General features: G+C 62.8%; 14 protein-coding genes. 5 read left to right on the forward strand and 9 right to left on the reverse strand.

Annotation, left to right across the window (positions count from 1 at the left end; translation table 11 throughout):
- Positions 1 to 185: 185 nt before the first annotated feature.
- The 3 genes from mutT to HCN58_RS09300 all read right to left on the reverse strand — a co-directional run bounded on the left by mutT (position 186) and on the right by HCN58_RS09300 (position 2,971).
- Positions 186 to 596: an 8-oxo-dGTP diphosphatase MutT gene (gene mutT, locus HCN58_RS09290; RefSeq protein ID WP_171579054.1), complete on the reverse strand. Its 411-nt coding sequence runs from the start codon at positions 594 to 596 to the stop codon at positions 186 to 188.
- A gap of 15 nt (positions 597 to 611) precedes the next feature.
- A complete protein-coding gene (gene argJ, locus HCN58_RS09295; RefSeq protein ID WP_171579055.1) occupies positions 612 to 1,850 on the reverse strand; it encodes a bifunctional glutamate N-acetyltransferase/amino-acid acetyltransferase ArgJ in 1,239 nt (412 codons plus the stop codon).
- A gap of 200 nt (positions 1,851 to 2,050) precedes the next feature.
- On the reverse strand, positions 2,051 to 2,971 hold the full coding sequence (locus tag HCN58_RS09300; RefSeq protein ID WP_171579056.1) for a peptidylprolyl isomerase: 921 nt from the start codon (positions 2,969 to 2,971) through the stop codon (positions 2,051 to 2,053).
- 346 nt (positions 2,972 to 3,317) lie between these two features.
- On the opposite strand from HCN58_RS09300, the gene secA reads away from it, so the two are divergent.
- On the forward strand, positions 3,318 to 6,155 hold the full coding sequence (secA, locus tag HCN58_RS09305) for a preprotein translocase subunit SecA (protein WP_171579057.1): 2,838 nt from the start codon (positions 3,318 to 3,320) through the stop codon (positions 6,153 to 6,155).
- 605 nt (positions 6,156 to 6,760) lie between these two features.
- Here the strand turns inward: secA and HCN58_RS09310 are convergent.
- The 4 genes from HCN58_RS09310 to HCN58_RS09325 all read right to left on the reverse strand — a co-directional run bounded on the left by HCN58_RS09310 (position 6,761) and on the right by HCN58_RS09325 (position 11,004).
- A complete protein-coding gene (locus HCN58_RS09310; protein WP_171579058.1) occupies positions 6,761 to 8,242 on the reverse strand; it encodes a L,D-transpeptidase family protein in 1,482 nt (493 codons plus the stop codon).
- A 288-nt stretch (positions 8,243 to 8,530) separates the two neighbouring features.
- Positions 8,531 to 9,493, reverse strand: coding sequence for an acetyl-CoA carboxylase carboxyltransferase subunit alpha (locus HCN58_RS09315; RefSeq protein WP_171579059.1), 963 nt, complete (start codon positions 9,491 to 9,493; stop codon positions 8,531 to 8,533).
- 331 nt (positions 9,494 to 9,824) lie between these two features.
- Positions 9,825 to 10,787, reverse strand: coding sequence for a site-specific tyrosine recombinase XerD (gene xerD / locus HCN58_RS09320; protein WP_171579060.1), 963 nt, complete (start codon positions 10,785 to 10,787; stop codon positions 9,825 to 9,827).
- A 70-nt stretch (positions 10,788 to 10,857) separates the two neighbouring features.
- Entirely contained in the window at positions 10,858 to 11,004 is a 147-nt protein-coding gene (locus HCN58_RS09325; RefSeq protein WP_171579061.1) for a histidine kinase, read from the reverse strand.
- A 142-nt stretch (positions 11,005 to 11,146) separates the two neighbouring features.
- Here HCN58_RS09325 and HCN58_RS09330 point away from each other — a divergent pair, with 142 nt between their 5' ends.
- The 3 genes from HCN58_RS09330 (at position 11,147) to HCN58_RS09340 (ending at position 14,338) form a co-directional block, all read left to right on the forward strand.
- Entirely contained in the window at positions 11,147 to 11,779 is a 633-nt protein-coding gene (locus tag HCN58_RS09330; RefSeq protein ID WP_171579062.1) for a shikimate kinase, read from the forward strand.
- Positions 11,776 to 12,918, forward strand: a complete 1,143-nt coding sequence (gene aroB, locus HCN58_RS09335; protein ID WP_171579063.1) for a 3-dehydroquinate synthase — start codon at positions 11,776 to 11,778, stop codon at positions 12,916 to 12,918. Before HCN58_RS09330 ends, aroB begins: the two co-directional genes overlap by 4 nt.
- Before the next feature lie 67 nt (positions 12,919 to 12,985).
- Entirely contained in the window at positions 12,986 to 14,338 is a 1,353-nt protein-coding gene (locus tag HCN58_RS09340; RefSeq protein WP_171579064.1) for a hemolysin family protein, read from the forward strand.
- A 157-nt stretch (positions 14,339 to 14,495) separates the two neighbouring features.
- Here the strand turns inward: HCN58_RS09340 and HCN58_RS09345 are convergent, their stop codons facing one another.
- A complete protein-coding gene (locus tag HCN58_RS09345) occupies positions 14,496 to 14,855 on the reverse strand; it encodes a hypothetical protein (RefSeq protein WP_235983510.1) in 360 nt (119 codons plus the stop codon).
- A gap of 291 nt (positions 14,856 to 15,146) precedes the next feature.
- A complete protein-coding gene (locus HCN58_RS09350; protein WP_171579066.1) occupies positions 15,147 to 15,425 on the reverse strand; it encodes a BolA family protein in 279 nt (92 codons plus the stop codon).
- A 109-nt stretch (positions 15,426 to 15,534) separates the two neighbouring features.
- On the opposite strand from HCN58_RS09350, the gene HCN58_RS09355 reads away from it, so the two are divergent.
- A complete protein-coding gene (locus HCN58_RS09355; RefSeq protein WP_171579067.1) occupies positions 15,535 to 16,182 on the forward strand; it encodes a J domain-containing protein in 648 nt (215 codons plus the stop codon).
- Positions 16,183 to 16,247: the final 65 nt, after the last annotated feature.

Raw genomic sequence — 16,247 nt, forward strand, 5'->3', positions numbered from 1 at the left:
TCTCGTGCCCCGGACGCAAGCAGCACGAGTGCTGCGAGCCGGCCCCATTCCTACTGTGCATGGGGTTGTTTTCGCGATTTTGTGTTTGGGCTCTGCGTGCCGCCGAAGAGGCGCTGCGCTGGAAGACTCTTTGAAGTTGATAGATGCCCGGATCAAGTCCGGGCATGACAGTGGTATGCGCCACCTCACATCAGCAAATCGATCAGATGCGGGATCAGCGGAATGTCCGCGGGCGGCATCGGGTAATCGCGCAGTTTGTTGGCGCGGACCCAGGCCAGCTGCTGGCCTTCGCGCGCCATCACCATGCCTTCCCAGCGCCGGCAGATGTAGAGCGCCATCAACAGATGAAAGCTGTCATAGGCGTAGCTCGCAAACGTCAGCGGCGCCAGACAGGGTTCGCTGACGTCGATCCCGATCTCCTCATGCAGTTCGCGGATCAAGGTCTGCTCCGGCCGCTCGCCGGGTTCGACCTTGCCGCCGGGAAATTCCCAGAGTCCTGCAAGCGCCTTGCCCTGCGGGCGCTGCGCGATCAGCACGCGCTTGTCGGTATCGACGAGGGCGCAGGCGACGACGAGAGTAAGCTTGATGTCAGCCATGCGCCGCTGTCTCGATCACGACCGATAGTCGCCGTTGATCGCGACATATTCCTTGGTGAGGTCGCAGGTGAGCACGCGGTCGCGGCTCTTGCCGAGCCCGAGGGCGACCTTGATCTGGATCTTCGGGTTCTTCATCACCTCGGAAACTTCCGCCTCGTTGTAGGACGGATCGCGCGCGCCGCTCTTGGCGACGCGAATGCCGTTGAACGAGATCGAAAGCTTGTCGCGGTTGGCGGGCTCGCCGGCCTTGCCGACCGCCATTACCACGCGGCCCCAATTGGCGTCCTCGCCCGCGATCGCCGTCTTCACCAGCGGCGAATTCGCGATCGACATGGCGATCTTGCGCGCGGAGTTCTTGGTGGTCGCGCCTTCGACGATCACTTCGACCAGCTTGCGCGCGCCTTCGCCGTCGCGGGCCACCTGTTCGGCAAGATTGGCCAGCACCTCGTTGAAGGCCTTGGCGAAAGCCTTCAGCCGCGGATCGCTGGCACGGCTGATCTTTGGCGCTCCGTCGGCCGCGGCCGCGCCGGTGGCGAAGGCCAAGAGCGTATCCGATGTCGAGGTGTCGCTATCGATGGTAATGGCGTTGAAGGTGTCCTCGACGCCGCTCTTCAGCAGCGACTGCAGCACGGCGGACGACAGCGGCGCGTCGGTGAACACGAACGACAGCATGGTCGCCATATCAGGGGCGATCATGCCGGCGCCCTTGGCCATGCCGTTGATCGTGACTTTGGACTTGCCGAGCTTCGCCGTGGCGGTTGCGACCTTCGGGAAAGTATCGGTGGTCATGATGGCCTTGGCCGCGGCCATCCATTCATCCGGCGCAGCTTGCTCGGCGAGTGTGCCAAGCACGCCGTTGAACTTGGTGGCATCAAGGGGCTCGCCGATCACGCCGGTAGACGCAAGAAACACCTCGTTGGCGCTGCAGCCCACCGCTTTTGCAGCGATCGAGGCCGTCAGTGCCGTCGCCTGTCGGCCGGTCTTGCCGGTGAATGCATTGGCGTTGCCGGAATTGACCACCAGCGCGCGGGCGCCGCGGCCGAGTTTGGCGCGGCACCATTCCACCGGCGCGGATGGGCATTTCGATTTGGTGAACACGCCGGCGACCGTGGTGCCCTTGTCCATCACCGCGAGCAGCACGTCAGTACGCCCCTTGTAGCGGATGCCGGCCGCAGCGGTGGCGAGCTTCACGCCCGCGATGGGGGGCATGTCGGGGACATCGGTCGGGGCGAGGGGGGAGACGGTAGTGGACATGGGCCAGAATCCGAGCGTGGGCATCAATTCGATCGTCATAGCCGGGCACAGTAATCTGCTTTGCGCAGACTACGTACACTTGTCTGCGCTCCCGGCCATCCACGTCCTCAGCAGCCGTCAATAAAGCCCCTTAAGACGTGGATGCCCGGCACAAGGCCGGGCATGACGTCTCATTACTGAACTCTGAGTGCGAAGTCGATTTACTTCTTCGCCGGCGCCATCTTGGAATCTGCGGGCTTCGCGGCATCCGGCTTGGCGTCAGTCTTGGCGGCTTCGGCCGGCTTGTCCATGCGCTCGACCTTGGCGGCCTCGCGCAGCTTGGCGACGTATTCGGCCTGCGCCTTGCGCGTCACATAGGTCTCGATCTGGGCCTTGACCTGCTCGAACTCGGGCGCCTTGCGGGCGCGCTTTTCCTCGACCTTGATGAGGTGCCAGCCGAATTGCGACTTGACGGGATCGGAGATCTTGCCGGGTTCGAGCGTGAAGGCGACCGCGGAGAATTCCGGCACCATCTGCTCCTTGGTGAAGAAGCCGAGATCGCCGCCATCGGAGGCGCCGGGGTCCTTGGACTTCTTCTTCGCCAGTTCGGCGAAGTCTCCGCCCTTCTTCAACTCTTCCGCGATTGCCTTGGCCTCATCCTCGGTCTCGACCAGGATGTGCCGGGCGTGGACTTCCATTTCCCCGGTGATCTGCTTGGCGGCCTCCTCATAGACCTTCTTCATGGCCTCATCGGTCGTCGCAGCCTTGCCCTCGGTGGCGAGCAGGCTGTCCATCAGCAGGCGGCTGCGCGTGAACGCCAGGCGCTTCTTGAAGTCTTCGGAATTCTCGACCTTCTTGTCCTCGGCGGCTTTTGCGACGATTTTCAGGTCGATCAGGAAGGCCAGCACGTTGTCCTTCTTGGTCGCCGGGTCCATTTGCGCGAGGCTGGGGCCGAGTTCCTCTTCCGCGAGCGCGACGTCGCTCTGGCGGATCTCCGCACCGTTAACCTTGGCGAGAACGGGGTTGTCCTGGGCGCGAACCGGCAGACCGGCGGCAAGAACCGCAGCCAGACAGGCCGTTACGGCCAGGGTGGCCGTGCCGAAGCGCAGGCCGGTTTTCGTTTCCGGGAACGAGGTGGTCATGGAAAATCCTTGTCTTGAAGAGGGGCGCCAAAGGCGGCGGGACACTCGCCCAATCATGCAGCCTTGGCAACGCGAAAAGTCTGTCAAAATGATGAATTCCTTGACATATGGACCCACGTTGACAAGGCCCGAACCCAGCCATATCTGTGCCGGATCGTACGGCGGCGATAGCGCTTATTTTGCTGCGTTTTTTGCCGCTGAACCTTGGATTGCTTAATTCCCACTCATTAGGCGGATGATGCCCCGGAACGGGCTATTTGCCGCCGTGCGTCACGGTGAGTTGATAGGCAACTTGGTGGACCACATCACGGCTGCAACGCAAGTAACGGCAAAGGCAGGAATTGGCATGATCGGCGCGCTCGCCCGCAAATTTTTCGGCTCCGCCAACGACCGGCGGGTGAAGGGATATCAGTCCCGCGTCAACGCCATCAATGAGCTTGAGCCTGAGCTTGCGAAGCTCTCGGATGAGGCGCTGAAGGCCCGCACCATCGAATTCCGCCAGCAGCTCGCCGACGGCAAGACGCTCGACGACATCCTGGTTCCAGCCTTCGCCACCGTGCGCGAGGCCGCCAAGCGCACCCTCGGCCAGCGCCATTTCGACGTCCAGCTGATCGGCGGCATGGTGCTGCATGAGGGCGACATCGCCGAGATGAAGACCGGCGAAGGCAAGACGCTGGTGGCGACGCTCGCGGTCTATCTCAACGCGCTCGCCGGCAAGGGCGTTCACGTCGTCACCGTCAACGACTACCTCGCCCGCCGCGATAGCGAATGGATGGGCCAGATCTACAAATTCCTCGGGCTCACCGTCGGCGTGATCGTCCATGGCCTCGACGACGCCGAGCGCAAAGACGCCTATTCGCGCGACATCACTTACGGCACCAACAACGAATACGGTTTCGATTATCTACGCGACAACATGAAGTACCGGCTGGAGGATATGGTCCAGCGCGGTCATTTCTACGCCATCGTTGACGAAGTCGACTCGATCCTGATCGACGAGGCGCGTACGCCGCTGATCATCTCCGGTCCGCTCGACGACCGCTCGGAATTCTACAACACCATCGACACCTTCTTCCCCAAGCTCGACAAGACCGATTACGAGGTCGACGAGAAGCAGCGCACGGTGACGCTGACCGAAGCCGGCATGGAGAAGATCGAGACGCTGCTGCGCGATGCCGGCCAGCTTAAGGGCGAGTCGCTCTACGACGTCGAGAACGTCTCGGTCGTGCACCACATCAACCAGGCGCTGCGGGCGCACTCGCTGTTCACCCGCGACAAGGACTACATCGTCCGCGACGGCGAAGTCATCATCATCGACGAGTTCACCGGCCGCATGATGCCGGGACGGCGCTATTCGGAAGGTTTGCACCAGGCGCTCGAAGCCAAGGAGCACGTCCAGGTCCAGCCGGAAAACCAGACGCTGGCCTCGATCACCTTCCAGAACTATTTCCGGATGTACGAAAAGCTTGCGGGCATGACCGGTACGGCCGCGACCGAAGCCGACGAATTGTTCGACATCTACAAGCTCGAGGTCGTGGAAATCCCGACCAACCTGCCGGTCGCGCGGCTCGACGAGGACGACGAGGTCTACCGCACCCAGACCGAGAAATACGCCGCGATCCTGGCCGAGATCGAGCGCGCCAATGCGCGGCTGCAGCCGGTGCTGGTCGGCACCGCCTCGATCGAAAAGTCGGAAGTGCTGGCTGAATATCTGAAGAAGCACGGCTACAAGCAGATCGACTTCGGCAATGACGCCGCGCTGGAGAAGCTCTATGCCGCGGCGCGCGCCGGCAAGCCGGCAAAACTGTTTGCAGTGCTGAACGCGCGCTTCCACGAGCAGGAAGCCTATATCGTCGCCGAGGCCGGCGTGCCCGGCGCGATCACGATCGCGACCAACATGGCCGGCCGCGGTACCGACATCAAGCTCGGCGGCTCGCTCGAGATGCGGATCCTTCAGGAGACCGCTGACATCACCGACGAGGCCGAGAAGGCCAAAAAGATCGAACAGATCAAGGCCGACATCGAGCGCTTCCGCGAGCTCGTGCTGAAGGCCGAGGAAGTGGTGGAGCTCGAGCCTGCCAAGGGCTCAAAGCCGGCCAAGACCGTGACCAAGCCCGGCGGGCTCTACATCATGGGCTCGGAGCGCCATGAATCCCGGCGCATCGACAACCAGCTCCGCGGCCGCTCTGGCCGCCAGGGCGACCCCGGACGCTCGAAATTCTTCCTGTCGCTGGAAGACGATCTGATGCGGATCTTCGGTTCCGACCGGCTCGACACCATGCTGCAGCGGCTTGGCCTGAAAGAGGGCGAGGCCATCATCCATCCCTGGATCAACAAGGCGCTGGAGAAGGCGCAGCAGAAGGTCGAGGCGCGCAACTTCGATATCCGCAAGAACCTGCTCAAGTTCGACAACGTCCAGAACGACCAGCGCAAGGTGATCTTCGACCAGCGCGTGGAGCTGATGAGGAGCGACAGCGTGGCCGAAATGGTCACGGACATGCGTCATGACTTCATCGACGACATCGTCGCCAAGCACGTGCCCGAGCACGCCTATGCCGAGCAGTGGGACGTCGCCGGCCTCAAGGAGGAATTGAAGCGAGTGCTTGACGTCGACCTGCCGGTTGATGAATGGGCCAAGGAAGAAGGCATTGCCGACGAGGAACTGCTGACGCGGATCGAGCAGCGCGTCGACGAGCACATGGCGGCCAAGGTCGCGCAATGGGGTCCCGACGTGATGCGCTACGTCGAAAAGACCATCCTGTTGCAGACGCTGGATCACCTCTGGCGCGAGCATCTGATCATGCTCGACCATCTGCGTCAGGTGATCGGTCTGCGCGGCTATGGCCAGCGCGATCCCTTGCAGGAATACAAGTCGGAAGCCTTCGGCCTGTATGAGGCAATGACCGCGCATCTGCGCGAGGCGGTGACGGCGCAATTGATGCGCGTCGAGATCGTGCCGCCGGAAGAGCAGCAGCCGGTGTTGCCGGCGATGGAGGCGCACAAGTTCGATCCCAACACAGGCGAGGATGAATTGGCCTTCGCTAACGCCTCGCTGGTGCCCCAGGCCCCGGCCGCCGATCGAGATCCCAAGAATCCCGCAAGCTGGGGCAAGGTCGGCCGCAACGAGGATTGTCCCTGCGGAAGCGGCAAGAAGTACAAGCACTGCCATGGCAAGTATGCCTGAGCGAAAGTGCAGGCAATTGGGTCATCATCCGCGAAAGCGGATAGGCGGGGGTAGGCATAGCGTGCTTTCGTGCATGTCTACCGGATCGCTGCACAATCTTGCTCGCTGGAGACTCGCTTTGCTCGGCTCTCCCTGCGATCTTGATCGCGTCTCTCGATTACCATTCCGTTAGCGGACAGTGTTGTAGGTCCAAAGCCGTGCAAGGTGCTTGCGGTTGTTATGGATCAGTTCGCAATTTCCCATCCTTGGCTTTCTTTCTGGGAGGCTTAGCCCTTTGTGCCCTGCCCGGGTTGGTCGCGGCCGGGGGAGGTGCAGGGCCTTGGATGGGGTGCGCCGTGGTTGCTAGCGGTCTATCGCTTTTGCTTTTTGTGGTGCTTTATCAGCCGGGGATACTCACCGGCTAAGAGTTTTACCCGTCAGTTTGGGGACCCGTGCTCTTGGTCGTCTGCCTGAGTTGGTTATTCACCTGGGCATCCATTCGGGAACGGCGTCGACGAATGTAACGCCGCCGGACGCGAGGAGAAAAATCGTTCGGCCCGCGACAACATTGATGCGTGGTGTGCCTCGCATGATCCAGGCTGCGTTTCCTGGCTTTTCGAAGTGTCTTACTTCACCGCCCCGAAGCGGCTGTCGAACGAATTCGTGGACATGATCGGTGCGGAGCCTGCGACCTGATTGTCCTTGGCGGCAGGGGTCGGACTATCCGACACCGAGGGTTTCAGCGGCGGGCGGCTGGCGGCCGCGTGTTTGGCGTCGGGTTTCGCTGCCGTCGTCTTCGGCGCAGTGGCTTCGGGACGTGGTGGGTCGCTCCGCTTGGCCTCGCCCGCCTTCGGCTTGGACGGCGGCGTGCTGGCGGTCGCGTCGGCGGCGCCGCCGAGACCGACCTTGCGGGCGAGATTGGAGAAGAAGCCGTCATTCTGGGCGGTCGGCGCCGCATTGGCGACCCGCGTCGGTGCTGCGGCGGGGGCAGGGGCAGCAGCCGGCGCTGCGGCCAGCTTCGGCTGCTCGGGCGGACCCATCAGCAGGTTTTCGGACGGAGCTTTCGGCGGATTGACATGGGAGGGAATGGTGCCGGGGGCGCGCGCCATCAGCGACAGGCTTGAGCCGTCGCCGGCCTCCGAAAGGCCGGTGCTGCCTTCGGGCACGCGGGCGGCGAACACCTTGTGCATGCCGCCGTCGATGCCGGTGTTGATTCGGGCGACGGGAGTCCCCTTCGCGATCAGTTTGGCGGTTTCGGCAAGGTCGGTCGCCTGCTTCTCGCGCACGGCGTCCGCGATTTCATCTGATATCACATAGGCGGGGCATTTGGCCGACGCGTCGAACACCGGGTCCTTGGTCGCGTTCGGCGGTTTGACCGCGTCGAACACGTATTTCTTTTCGCAGAAATCGACCTTCGGCTCCTGCCGCGTCACTTCGAAATGATCATTGCCTTCCTTGATCATTTTCCAGAACGGCATGTTCGGATTGTTGCGGTGCTTGGCCATGTTGGCCGGCGTCATCCGGAACGGATAGGCCTGCAACTGGAACGACTTCTGGCCGCCGAAGAAGGATTCGCGGCCCAGCGAATAGATTTCCGCGATCTGCTCGTCGGTCATCGCGTAGCAGCCGCGCGAGGAGCAGTCGCCATGCACCATCAACTGCGAGCCGGTACGTCCCAGCGCCTTATCGAACGCGTTGGGATAGCCGGTGTTGAAAGAGAGATAATAGGCGGATTGCGGGTTCATCTGCGCCGGCGAGATCGAGTAGAAGCCTTCCGGCGCCTGGCGATCGCCTTCGCGGATCTTGGGGCCGAGATCGCCCGACCAGCGGCAGATCGGATAGGTCTTCAAGAGCGCGAAGCGGCCGGAGCGATCCTGCTTCCAGATTTCCAGTTCGGCTTCCTGCTTGAACAGGCGGACCAGGATCGGCGACTGCAGATCCATGTCTTTCGCCGTCATGTCGGCGATCAGCTTTGGCGGGACCGGTTGATTGGCTTTGGCGTTGTTGGCCAGTGAAATATCGTCGCTGTTGCAGCCGGCCATCAATACGCCGGCGCCCGCAAGGACAGCCGACGTGACGAGCGCGCGAACCAGCGAGCGGTTAATCAAAGGCTAAGCTCCACACCCACCGGGCATTTTCGCACCCCAAATCACAGCGTCATGCCCTGAAGCCGTTGTCTAAAATCTTACCCATTGCCCCCCTGCGCCGCAACCCGAATGAGGCCGTCCAGCGGCTGCTGCGGCAGGCATGGTCAACAGAAACTAAAGACCGGGCTCGGGGCCTAATTGCGGCCGAATCAAGCGGCTCGCGAAAATAATGGCAGTTTAGAGGTCGTTAATGATTGTGGCGGGCAGGCCCGGGCGACCGCTCAAACGAGATCAGATACGGCGACGAAATCAGCCGAGCTTGCGGCCGATATCGAGGAATTTCTGCCGCCGGTGCCGCCGGATGGCATCCGCATCGAGGTTGCGAAGGTCGTTGAAGGCCTCCGCAACGGCATCGCCCGTGGCCGAGATCATGGCGGCCGGATCGCGGTGGGCCCCGCCGGCAGGCTCTTTCAGGATCTGATCGATCACGCCGAAGCGCAGCATGTCCTGCGCGGTGATCTTCATGCTGGTGGCGGCTTCCTGCGCCTTGGTGCCGTCGCGCCACAGGATCGAGGAGGCCGCTTCCGGCGAGATCACGCTGTAGATCGCGTGTTCGAACATCAAAACCTTGTTCGCGGTGGTGATGGCGATGGCGCCGCCCGACATGCCTTCGCCGGTGATGATCGCGACATTGGGCACGCCGAGCGACAGGCAGGCATCGGTGGAGCGTGCGATCGCTTCCGCCTGGCCGCGTTCCTCGGCGCCGATCCCGGGATAGGCGCCGGCGGAATCGACGATGGACAGCACGGGAATGCCGAAGCGATCGGCCATTTCCATCAGCCGGACGGCCTTGCGGTAACCTTCGGGACGCGCCATGCCGAAATTGTGCTTAATGCGGCCCTCGGTCGAGGCGCCCTTTTCCTGGCCGACCACGCAGATGCTCTCGCCGCGGAAACGGCCGAAGCCACCCACCAGCGCCTCGTCCTCGGCGAATTTGCGGTCGCCCGCCATCGGCGTGAATTCTGATATCAGCGCGGTGACGAAGTCGGTGAAGTGCGGGCGCTGCGGATGGCGCGCCACCAGCGTCTTCTGCCACGGCGTCAAATTGGCGTAGAGGTCGGCCAGCGCCTGCTGCGCCTTGTCCTCGATGCGCGAAATCTCATCGCCGATGTCGCTGCCGGACGCCGCCAGCGCGCGCAATTCATCGACCTTGGCCTCGAGTTCGGCGACGGGTTTTTCAAAGTCGAGATAGCTGCGCATCTGATCCGGCATCAAGGCAATATAGGTAACAACGTGCTTTGTGGCGAAGCGGTTTCGATTCGCTCCAGGAAAGCACGTAGCTTCAATGATTTAGCGCGCATCTCGGTCCGGATGACCCGGTTTGCCGAAAGCGCGCCAAACAAGGCCGCGGGCGGGAAACGGCTCTTTCGGGGCAGATGGCGCGGAAGTCAAGGCGGCAAGTTCATCCAGCCGTCGTCCCCACGCACACGGGGACCCATAACCATGGGTATTTATGGTTAGAGAACGCTGGGGCTCCAGCGTATCTCATCTGGCTGGTCGGTGGTTATGGGTCCCTGCGTTCGCAGGGACGACAAGAGGATCCTTACTTCTCTGCCAGCGGATGCAGGTCGCGCACCAGGCTCTTCAGCCGCTCCTCGACCACATGGGTATAGATTTGCGTGGTCGAGATGTCGGTGTGGCCGAGCAGGGTCTGCACGATGCGCAGGTCGGCGCCATTGTGCAGCAGGTGGCTGGCAAAGGCGTGCCGCAGCACGTGCGGGGAGACCAGCCGCGGCGCGAGGCCTGATGCAGCCGCCAGTTCCTTCAAGTCGCGCGCAAAATGCTGCCGCGTCAGATGGCCGCTCTCGCCGAAGGAGGGAAACAACCACTTTGATGGGGCAGCGTTTTTCTTCTTCTCGGGCTTGAGCGCATCCATCGCGGCGAGATAATCGGCCATCGCCTGCCTTGAGGCTTCGTTGAGCGGCACCAGCCGCTCCTTGTTGCCCTTGCCGCGCACCATGATCATGCGGGCATCGCGCCGCGCGGCCGACAGCGGCAAGGCCACCAGCTCGGAGACGCGCAGGCCCGTGGCGTAGAGCACTTCCAAAAGGCAATACAGCCGCATCGCGCGCAGCCGCTGCTGCGGCGAAGCGTTCTCGGCCGCGGTCAATTCCTTGGCCCGCGTCAGCATGCGGTCGACGTCCGCGATCGACAGCACTTTCGGCAGCCCGCGGCCACGTTTTGGACCTGATAGGATCGCGGCCGGATCGTCGATACGGATGCGCTCGTTGAGGAGGAAGCGGAACAGGTGCCGCATCGCCGACAGCCGCCGCGCCACGCTGGAGGATTTGAAGCCGCGGGTGTCGAGATCGGCGAGGTAGTCGCGCAGCACGTCGGTCCCGGCACGGGTAAAGTTCTGGCCGGCCTGCCCAAGAAATTCGGAAAAATCCGTAAGGTCGCGGCGATAGGCGTCGAGCGTATTGTTGCCCGCCCCCTGTTCCGCCGCGAGCATGTCGAGGAACAGATTGATCAGCTTCGTATCGGAGTTCGACTTGCTGGAACGCATTGAGCTCGACATCTCTTTAAAAGGGAGATGTCTCCCGAATTCGCCTCATCCACAAATCAGACGATAGCGGCTATTTCTTGAGAAATCTGTCTGCGGGAATCGTAACCGTCATTTCACGGGGCTTCGGGTTGACGAAATTCGCCAGCGCGAAAATCACGCCATAGATCACCCCGGCGATCACGCCGACGACGGTCAGAAAGCGGAACAAACTGGGCATACGGGGCTCAAGGCGGCGAATTAACCAATGAAATCATCCAACATGTTCCCATCCCCGTGGCAAGAGTCTCTGGCAACGGCGTCAGCCGGGGTAGTATAGGTGTCGCGGAGCGGTGGAAATCCGCGAAACCACAGGGTTTTTTATGTCCGAGACCGTCGCACCGGCCCAGGCGAGCGCCCCTCAGGAGGCCGGCATCACGTCGGCGCTGGGAAGGCGTTCGGTCGTGCTGGTCGGGATGATGGGGGCCGGCAAGTCCACCATCGGCCGCCGGCTGGCGGCGCGGCTGGGCCTGCCGTTTCTCGACGCCGATATTGAGATAGAAGCGGCGGCCGGGATGTCGATCCCGGATATTTTCGAAGCCCATGGCGAGCCGCATTTCCGGGACGGCGAGGCGCGGGTCATTGCGCGGCTGCTCGACAGCGGCCCGGCCGTGATCGCGACCGGCGGCGGCGCCTTCATGCGCGAGGAGACCCGCAACCGTATCCGCGACAAGGCGGTCTCGATCTGGCTCAAGGCGGATGTTGACATCATCATGAAGCGGGTGAAGCGCCGCGCCGACCGGCCGCTGCTGCAGACCGAGGATCCGGCCGCGACCGTCAGCCGTCTGCTCGAAGCGCGCGAGCCGGTCTATCGGACGGCCGACCTGACCATCTTGTCTCGCGACGTGCCGCATGACCGCATTGTCGACGAATGTATCGAGGCCCTGCGCGCCCGGCTGTGTGCTGGCGCCGCAGCCGCCCAGCCAACAACCGACGGGATGAACGTCACGCCATGACCGCGCCGCTGAAACATTCCGCCGACATCACGGTCGACGTCGCCCTCGGTGACCGCGCCTATAACATCGTGATCGGCCGCGGCGTGCTTGATACGCTCGGCGCGCGCGTCGCTGCGCTGCGCCCCGGCGTGCGAACCGCCATCGTCACCGACCGCACCGTCGCAAAGCATTGGCTGGAGCAGACCGAGCGTTCGCTGGCGGAAGCCGGCATTCCGATCTCGCGCGTCATCGTCGAGGAGGGCGAGGGATCGAAAACCTATGCCGGTCTCGAAAAGGTCTCTGAAGCGCTGATCGCGGCGAAGATCGAGCGCAACGATCTGGTGATCGCGCTCGGCGGCGGCGTGGTCGGCGATCTCGCCGGCTTTGCGGCCGCGATCCTGCGCCGCGGCGTCGATTTCGTGCAGGTGCCGACCTCGCTTTTGGCGCAGGTGGATTCCTCGGTCGGCGGCAAGACCGGCATCAATTCGCCGCAGGGCAAGAATCTGCTTGGCGCGTTTCATCAGCCGGTGCTGGTGATCGCCGATACGTCGGTATTGGATACGCTGTCGCCGCGCCAGTTCCGCGCCGGCTACGCCGAAGTCGCCAAATATGGCGTGCTCGGCGATGAAGCCTTTTTCACCTGGCTCGAAGCCAACCATGCCGACATCTTCTCCGGCGGCGCGGCGCGCGAGCACGCGATTGCAACTTCCTGCCGCGCCAAGGCCGCGATCGTCTCGCGCGACGAGCGCGAAAACGGCGAGCGCGCGTTGCTCAACCTCGGCCACACTTTCGGCCATGCGCTGGAGACCGCGACCGGCTTTTCCGATCGCCTGTTCCACGGTGAAGGCGTTTCCATCGGCATGGTGCTGGCGGCGGAGTTTTCAGCGAAACTCGGCATGATCTCCGAGGCCGACGCCAGCCGGGTCGAGCGCCATCTTGCTTCCGTCGGGCTCCCGACCCATTTGCAGGACATCGCGGGCTTTGCCCAGGAAGGGCTGGCCGATGCCGACGCCCTGATGGCGCTGATGGCGCAGGACAAGAAGGTCAAGCGCGGCAAGCTCACTTTCATCCTGCTGCAGGCGATCGGCCGCGCGGTGGTTGCAAACGACCTCGAGCCGGCGCTGGTTCGCGATTTCCTGCAACAGAAGTTGTCTGGATGAGAACGGAATTGTCGGGGCGCGGCTTGACGCAAGCGTCGCGTGGGGCCGGGGCCGTCACGAGGAATATATGAGTTCGACCGCGTACAATCTGCTGCTCGCGATCTTGCTGCTCGCCGCCAACGCGTTTTACGTGGCCGCCGAGTTTGCGCTGGTCAAGAGCCGCGGGTTTCGCATCAGGGCGATGGTCGAGCAGGACCGGTTCGGCGCCCACCTGCTGCACGGCATGATGGGCAATATCGAGGCCTATCTCGCCTGCTGCCAACTCGGCATCACCATGGCCTCGCTCGGCCTCGGCTGGGTCGGCGAACCCACGGTTTCGGCGCTGCTCGAGCCGCTGCTTATCCCGCTCGGAATGTCGGAACGCACGCTGCACTTTGTCTCGTTCCTGGCGGGCTTTTTGGTGTTCTCCTCGTTGCACATCGTCGTCGGCGAGCAGGTGCCGAAGACGCTCGCGATCCGCCAGCCGATGCCGGTCTCGCAGTGGATCGCCTATCCGCTCCATCTGTCCTATCTGGTCTTCTATCCGCTGAACTGGCTGCTCAACACCGCGTCGCGCGGGATCTTGCGCATGCTCGGCGTGAAGGAATCCTCGCAGCACGAAATCCTCACCGATTCCGAGATCGAGGGGCTGGTGGAGGAATCGGCCGTGCACGGCGGTATCGAAAGCGGCGAGGCCGAGTACATCCACAACGTCTTCCGCTTCGGCGATCTCGCGGTATCCGACGTCATGGTCCATCGCACCGCGATGGTGATGATCAACGCGGACCTGCCGCCGGACGAACTGGTGCGCGAGGTGCTGGCGACCGAGTACACCCGGATTCCCTTGTGGCGCGACAAGCCGGAAAACATCATAGGCGTGCTGCACGCCAAGGATCTGCTGCGCGCGATCCGCGCTTCCGAAGGCGACACTTCGCGCATCGACGTTTCGGCGATCATGCTGCCGCCCTGGTTCGTGCCGGAGATGCGGCCCCTGTCCGAACAGTTGAAGGCGTTCCGCCGCCGCAAAACCCACTTCGCGCTCGTCGTCGACGAATATGGCGAGGTCGAAGGCATGGTGACGCTGGAAGACGTCCTGGAAGAGATCGTCGGCGACATTTCCGACGAGCACGACGTCGTGGTTGCCGGCGTCCGCGTCCAGGCCGACGGCTCCGTCGTGGTGGACGGTTCAGTGCCGATCCGCGATCTCAATCGCGCCATGAATTGGCACCTGCCCGACGAGGAGGCGACCACCGTTGCAGGCCTCGTGATTCACGAAGCGCGCTCGATCCCGGAACGCGGCCAGAGCTTCACCTTCCACGGCTGCCGCTTCCGCGTGCTGCGGCGGGAGCGCAACCGCATCACCGCGCTGAAGATCACACCGCTGCCGCGCGATACCGAGGCGGAGGATCCGAAGCCGAAGCGGGCGGGAACGGCGTTTTAGGAGGACTGGACTGCGGTCTTACCGTCACCCTGAGGAGCCGCGAAGCGGCGTCTCGAAGGGCGACGGCCCGGCCGGTGGCCGCTCATTCGTCGAGGCTCGCGGAGCCTGTCATCGGGCCGCGCTTCGCGCGGACCCGTTGGCTCGCGCCTCAGGATGATTATTCAATATCGATGGCGACGCCGCTGAGCTTCCACTGGCCGTCAGAGGGAATGAAGCCGAGCTGGTACTTCACCTTTTTCGGCGTGGTGTCGAAGCGGCCCTTCAGGCGCAGCACACCCTTGTCGTCGATCCTGGCGTCCTCCTCCGGAATGACCGGGCTGGCGACGATGGCATCGAACACGGCGTGCTTCTCGACCAGGTCCTTGAAGACGGCCCGCAGCTTGTCGGGTGGAAACTGGTCACGGAACGGCTTTGAAATCTTGGCGTGCAGAATCGTGAAATTGTCCGATGCCACCGCGTCGTTGAGCGTCACGAGAATGCTCTTGATCAGCACCTCCTGGACAAAGGGGCTCGGCATGTCCAACGCCTGCGCCCGGATTGAGGAGACCGCAACCAGCAGTGCTGCGGCGGCACATCTGAAGCGTGCCCAATATCGCATCGGACGACCCATCGAGCTGCGATGGCATCAGGCTGAGCCGCGTTCAAATGGAACCTGATCCACCGCCTCAGTGATTGTCTCACAGTTGCGAAAACGGTTCTACCGGCCCGGCCGATCTTCACAGGAAGCTGGCGGATCGCCCCATGTCAGGCTGCCGATGGCTTCCGCGAGCAACCCGTTCGGGTGAGTGCGCCGACATATCCAGCCAAACTACCGGCCGGCGGTTTCTCCCGGCGCCTGCGCCTTGATGGCGAGCGCATGGACGGAGCCCTGGAGTTCCGCTGCAAGCGTCGCATTTACCATGCGGTGACGTTCGATCCGGCTCTTCCCTTCGAAGGCCGGAGATACGATATAGACCCTGAAATGCGTTTCGCCGCCCGGCCTGTGGCCGGCATGGCCTTCATGCAGATGCGATTCGTCGGCGACATCGAGGCTTTCCGGCAAGAAAGCTTCACGCAACTTGTTTATGATAGTGTCCTTGGTGCTCATGATGGCGGCAGATAATTCTGTATCTGCTTTCCGTCAATGATGCATCCGAACGGAGGTATTCGCAATGTCAAGACTTGAAGCTTTGGGCATTGCGTAGTCAAAGTCAGCCATGGCGATTGATTCATCCAAGTTTTTCGATTCCATTCGCATCAAGCCCAACAAGCTGAGTGCGAAGCAGCAGGCGCAGGCGCGCGAGGAAGCCGCCATGTGCGAATGGGCGGGCTGCCAGAACAAGGGGCCGCATCGCGCGCCCAAGGGCCGGGAGAATTCCCGCGAGTATTGGCACTTCTGTCTCAACCACGTGCGTGAATACAACCAGTCCTACAATTTCTTTCAGGGCATGAACGCCGATGCCGTCGCGCGCTACCAAAAGGATGCGCTGACCGGCCATCGCCCGACCTGGAAGATGGGCGCCAACACCGCCGGCAAGAAGGGCAAGCAACCCAGCGCCGAGGACTTTGATGGCGCCGCCGATCCGTTCAGCATGTTCTCGGAGCTCAACGGCCGCGGCCGCTGGCGTCCCGGTCCAGGCGCACAGGCCAAGACCGAGACGCGCAAGGTGATGAACGCCGAACGCAAGGCGCTGCAGGTGATGGGGCTTTCCGCCGAAGCAACGCTCGAGGACGTCAAGGCCAAGTACAAGGCGCTGGTCAAGCAGCACCATCCCGACGCCAATGGCGGCGACCGCTCCACCGAGGACCGCCTGATCGAGATCATCAAGGCGTATAATTATTTGAAGACGGTGGTGCGGGCGTAGTCAGCCCTGTAGCGCGGATGGAGCCAACGGGTCGCGCGAATGCGCGCCCGACGACAGGCTCCGCG

This window comes from Bradyrhizobium australiense, assembly GCF_013114825.1.
Taxonomy (GTDB): domain Bacteria; phylum Pseudomonadota; class Alphaproteobacteria; order Rhizobiales; family Xanthobacteraceae; genus Bradyrhizobium; species Bradyrhizobium australiense.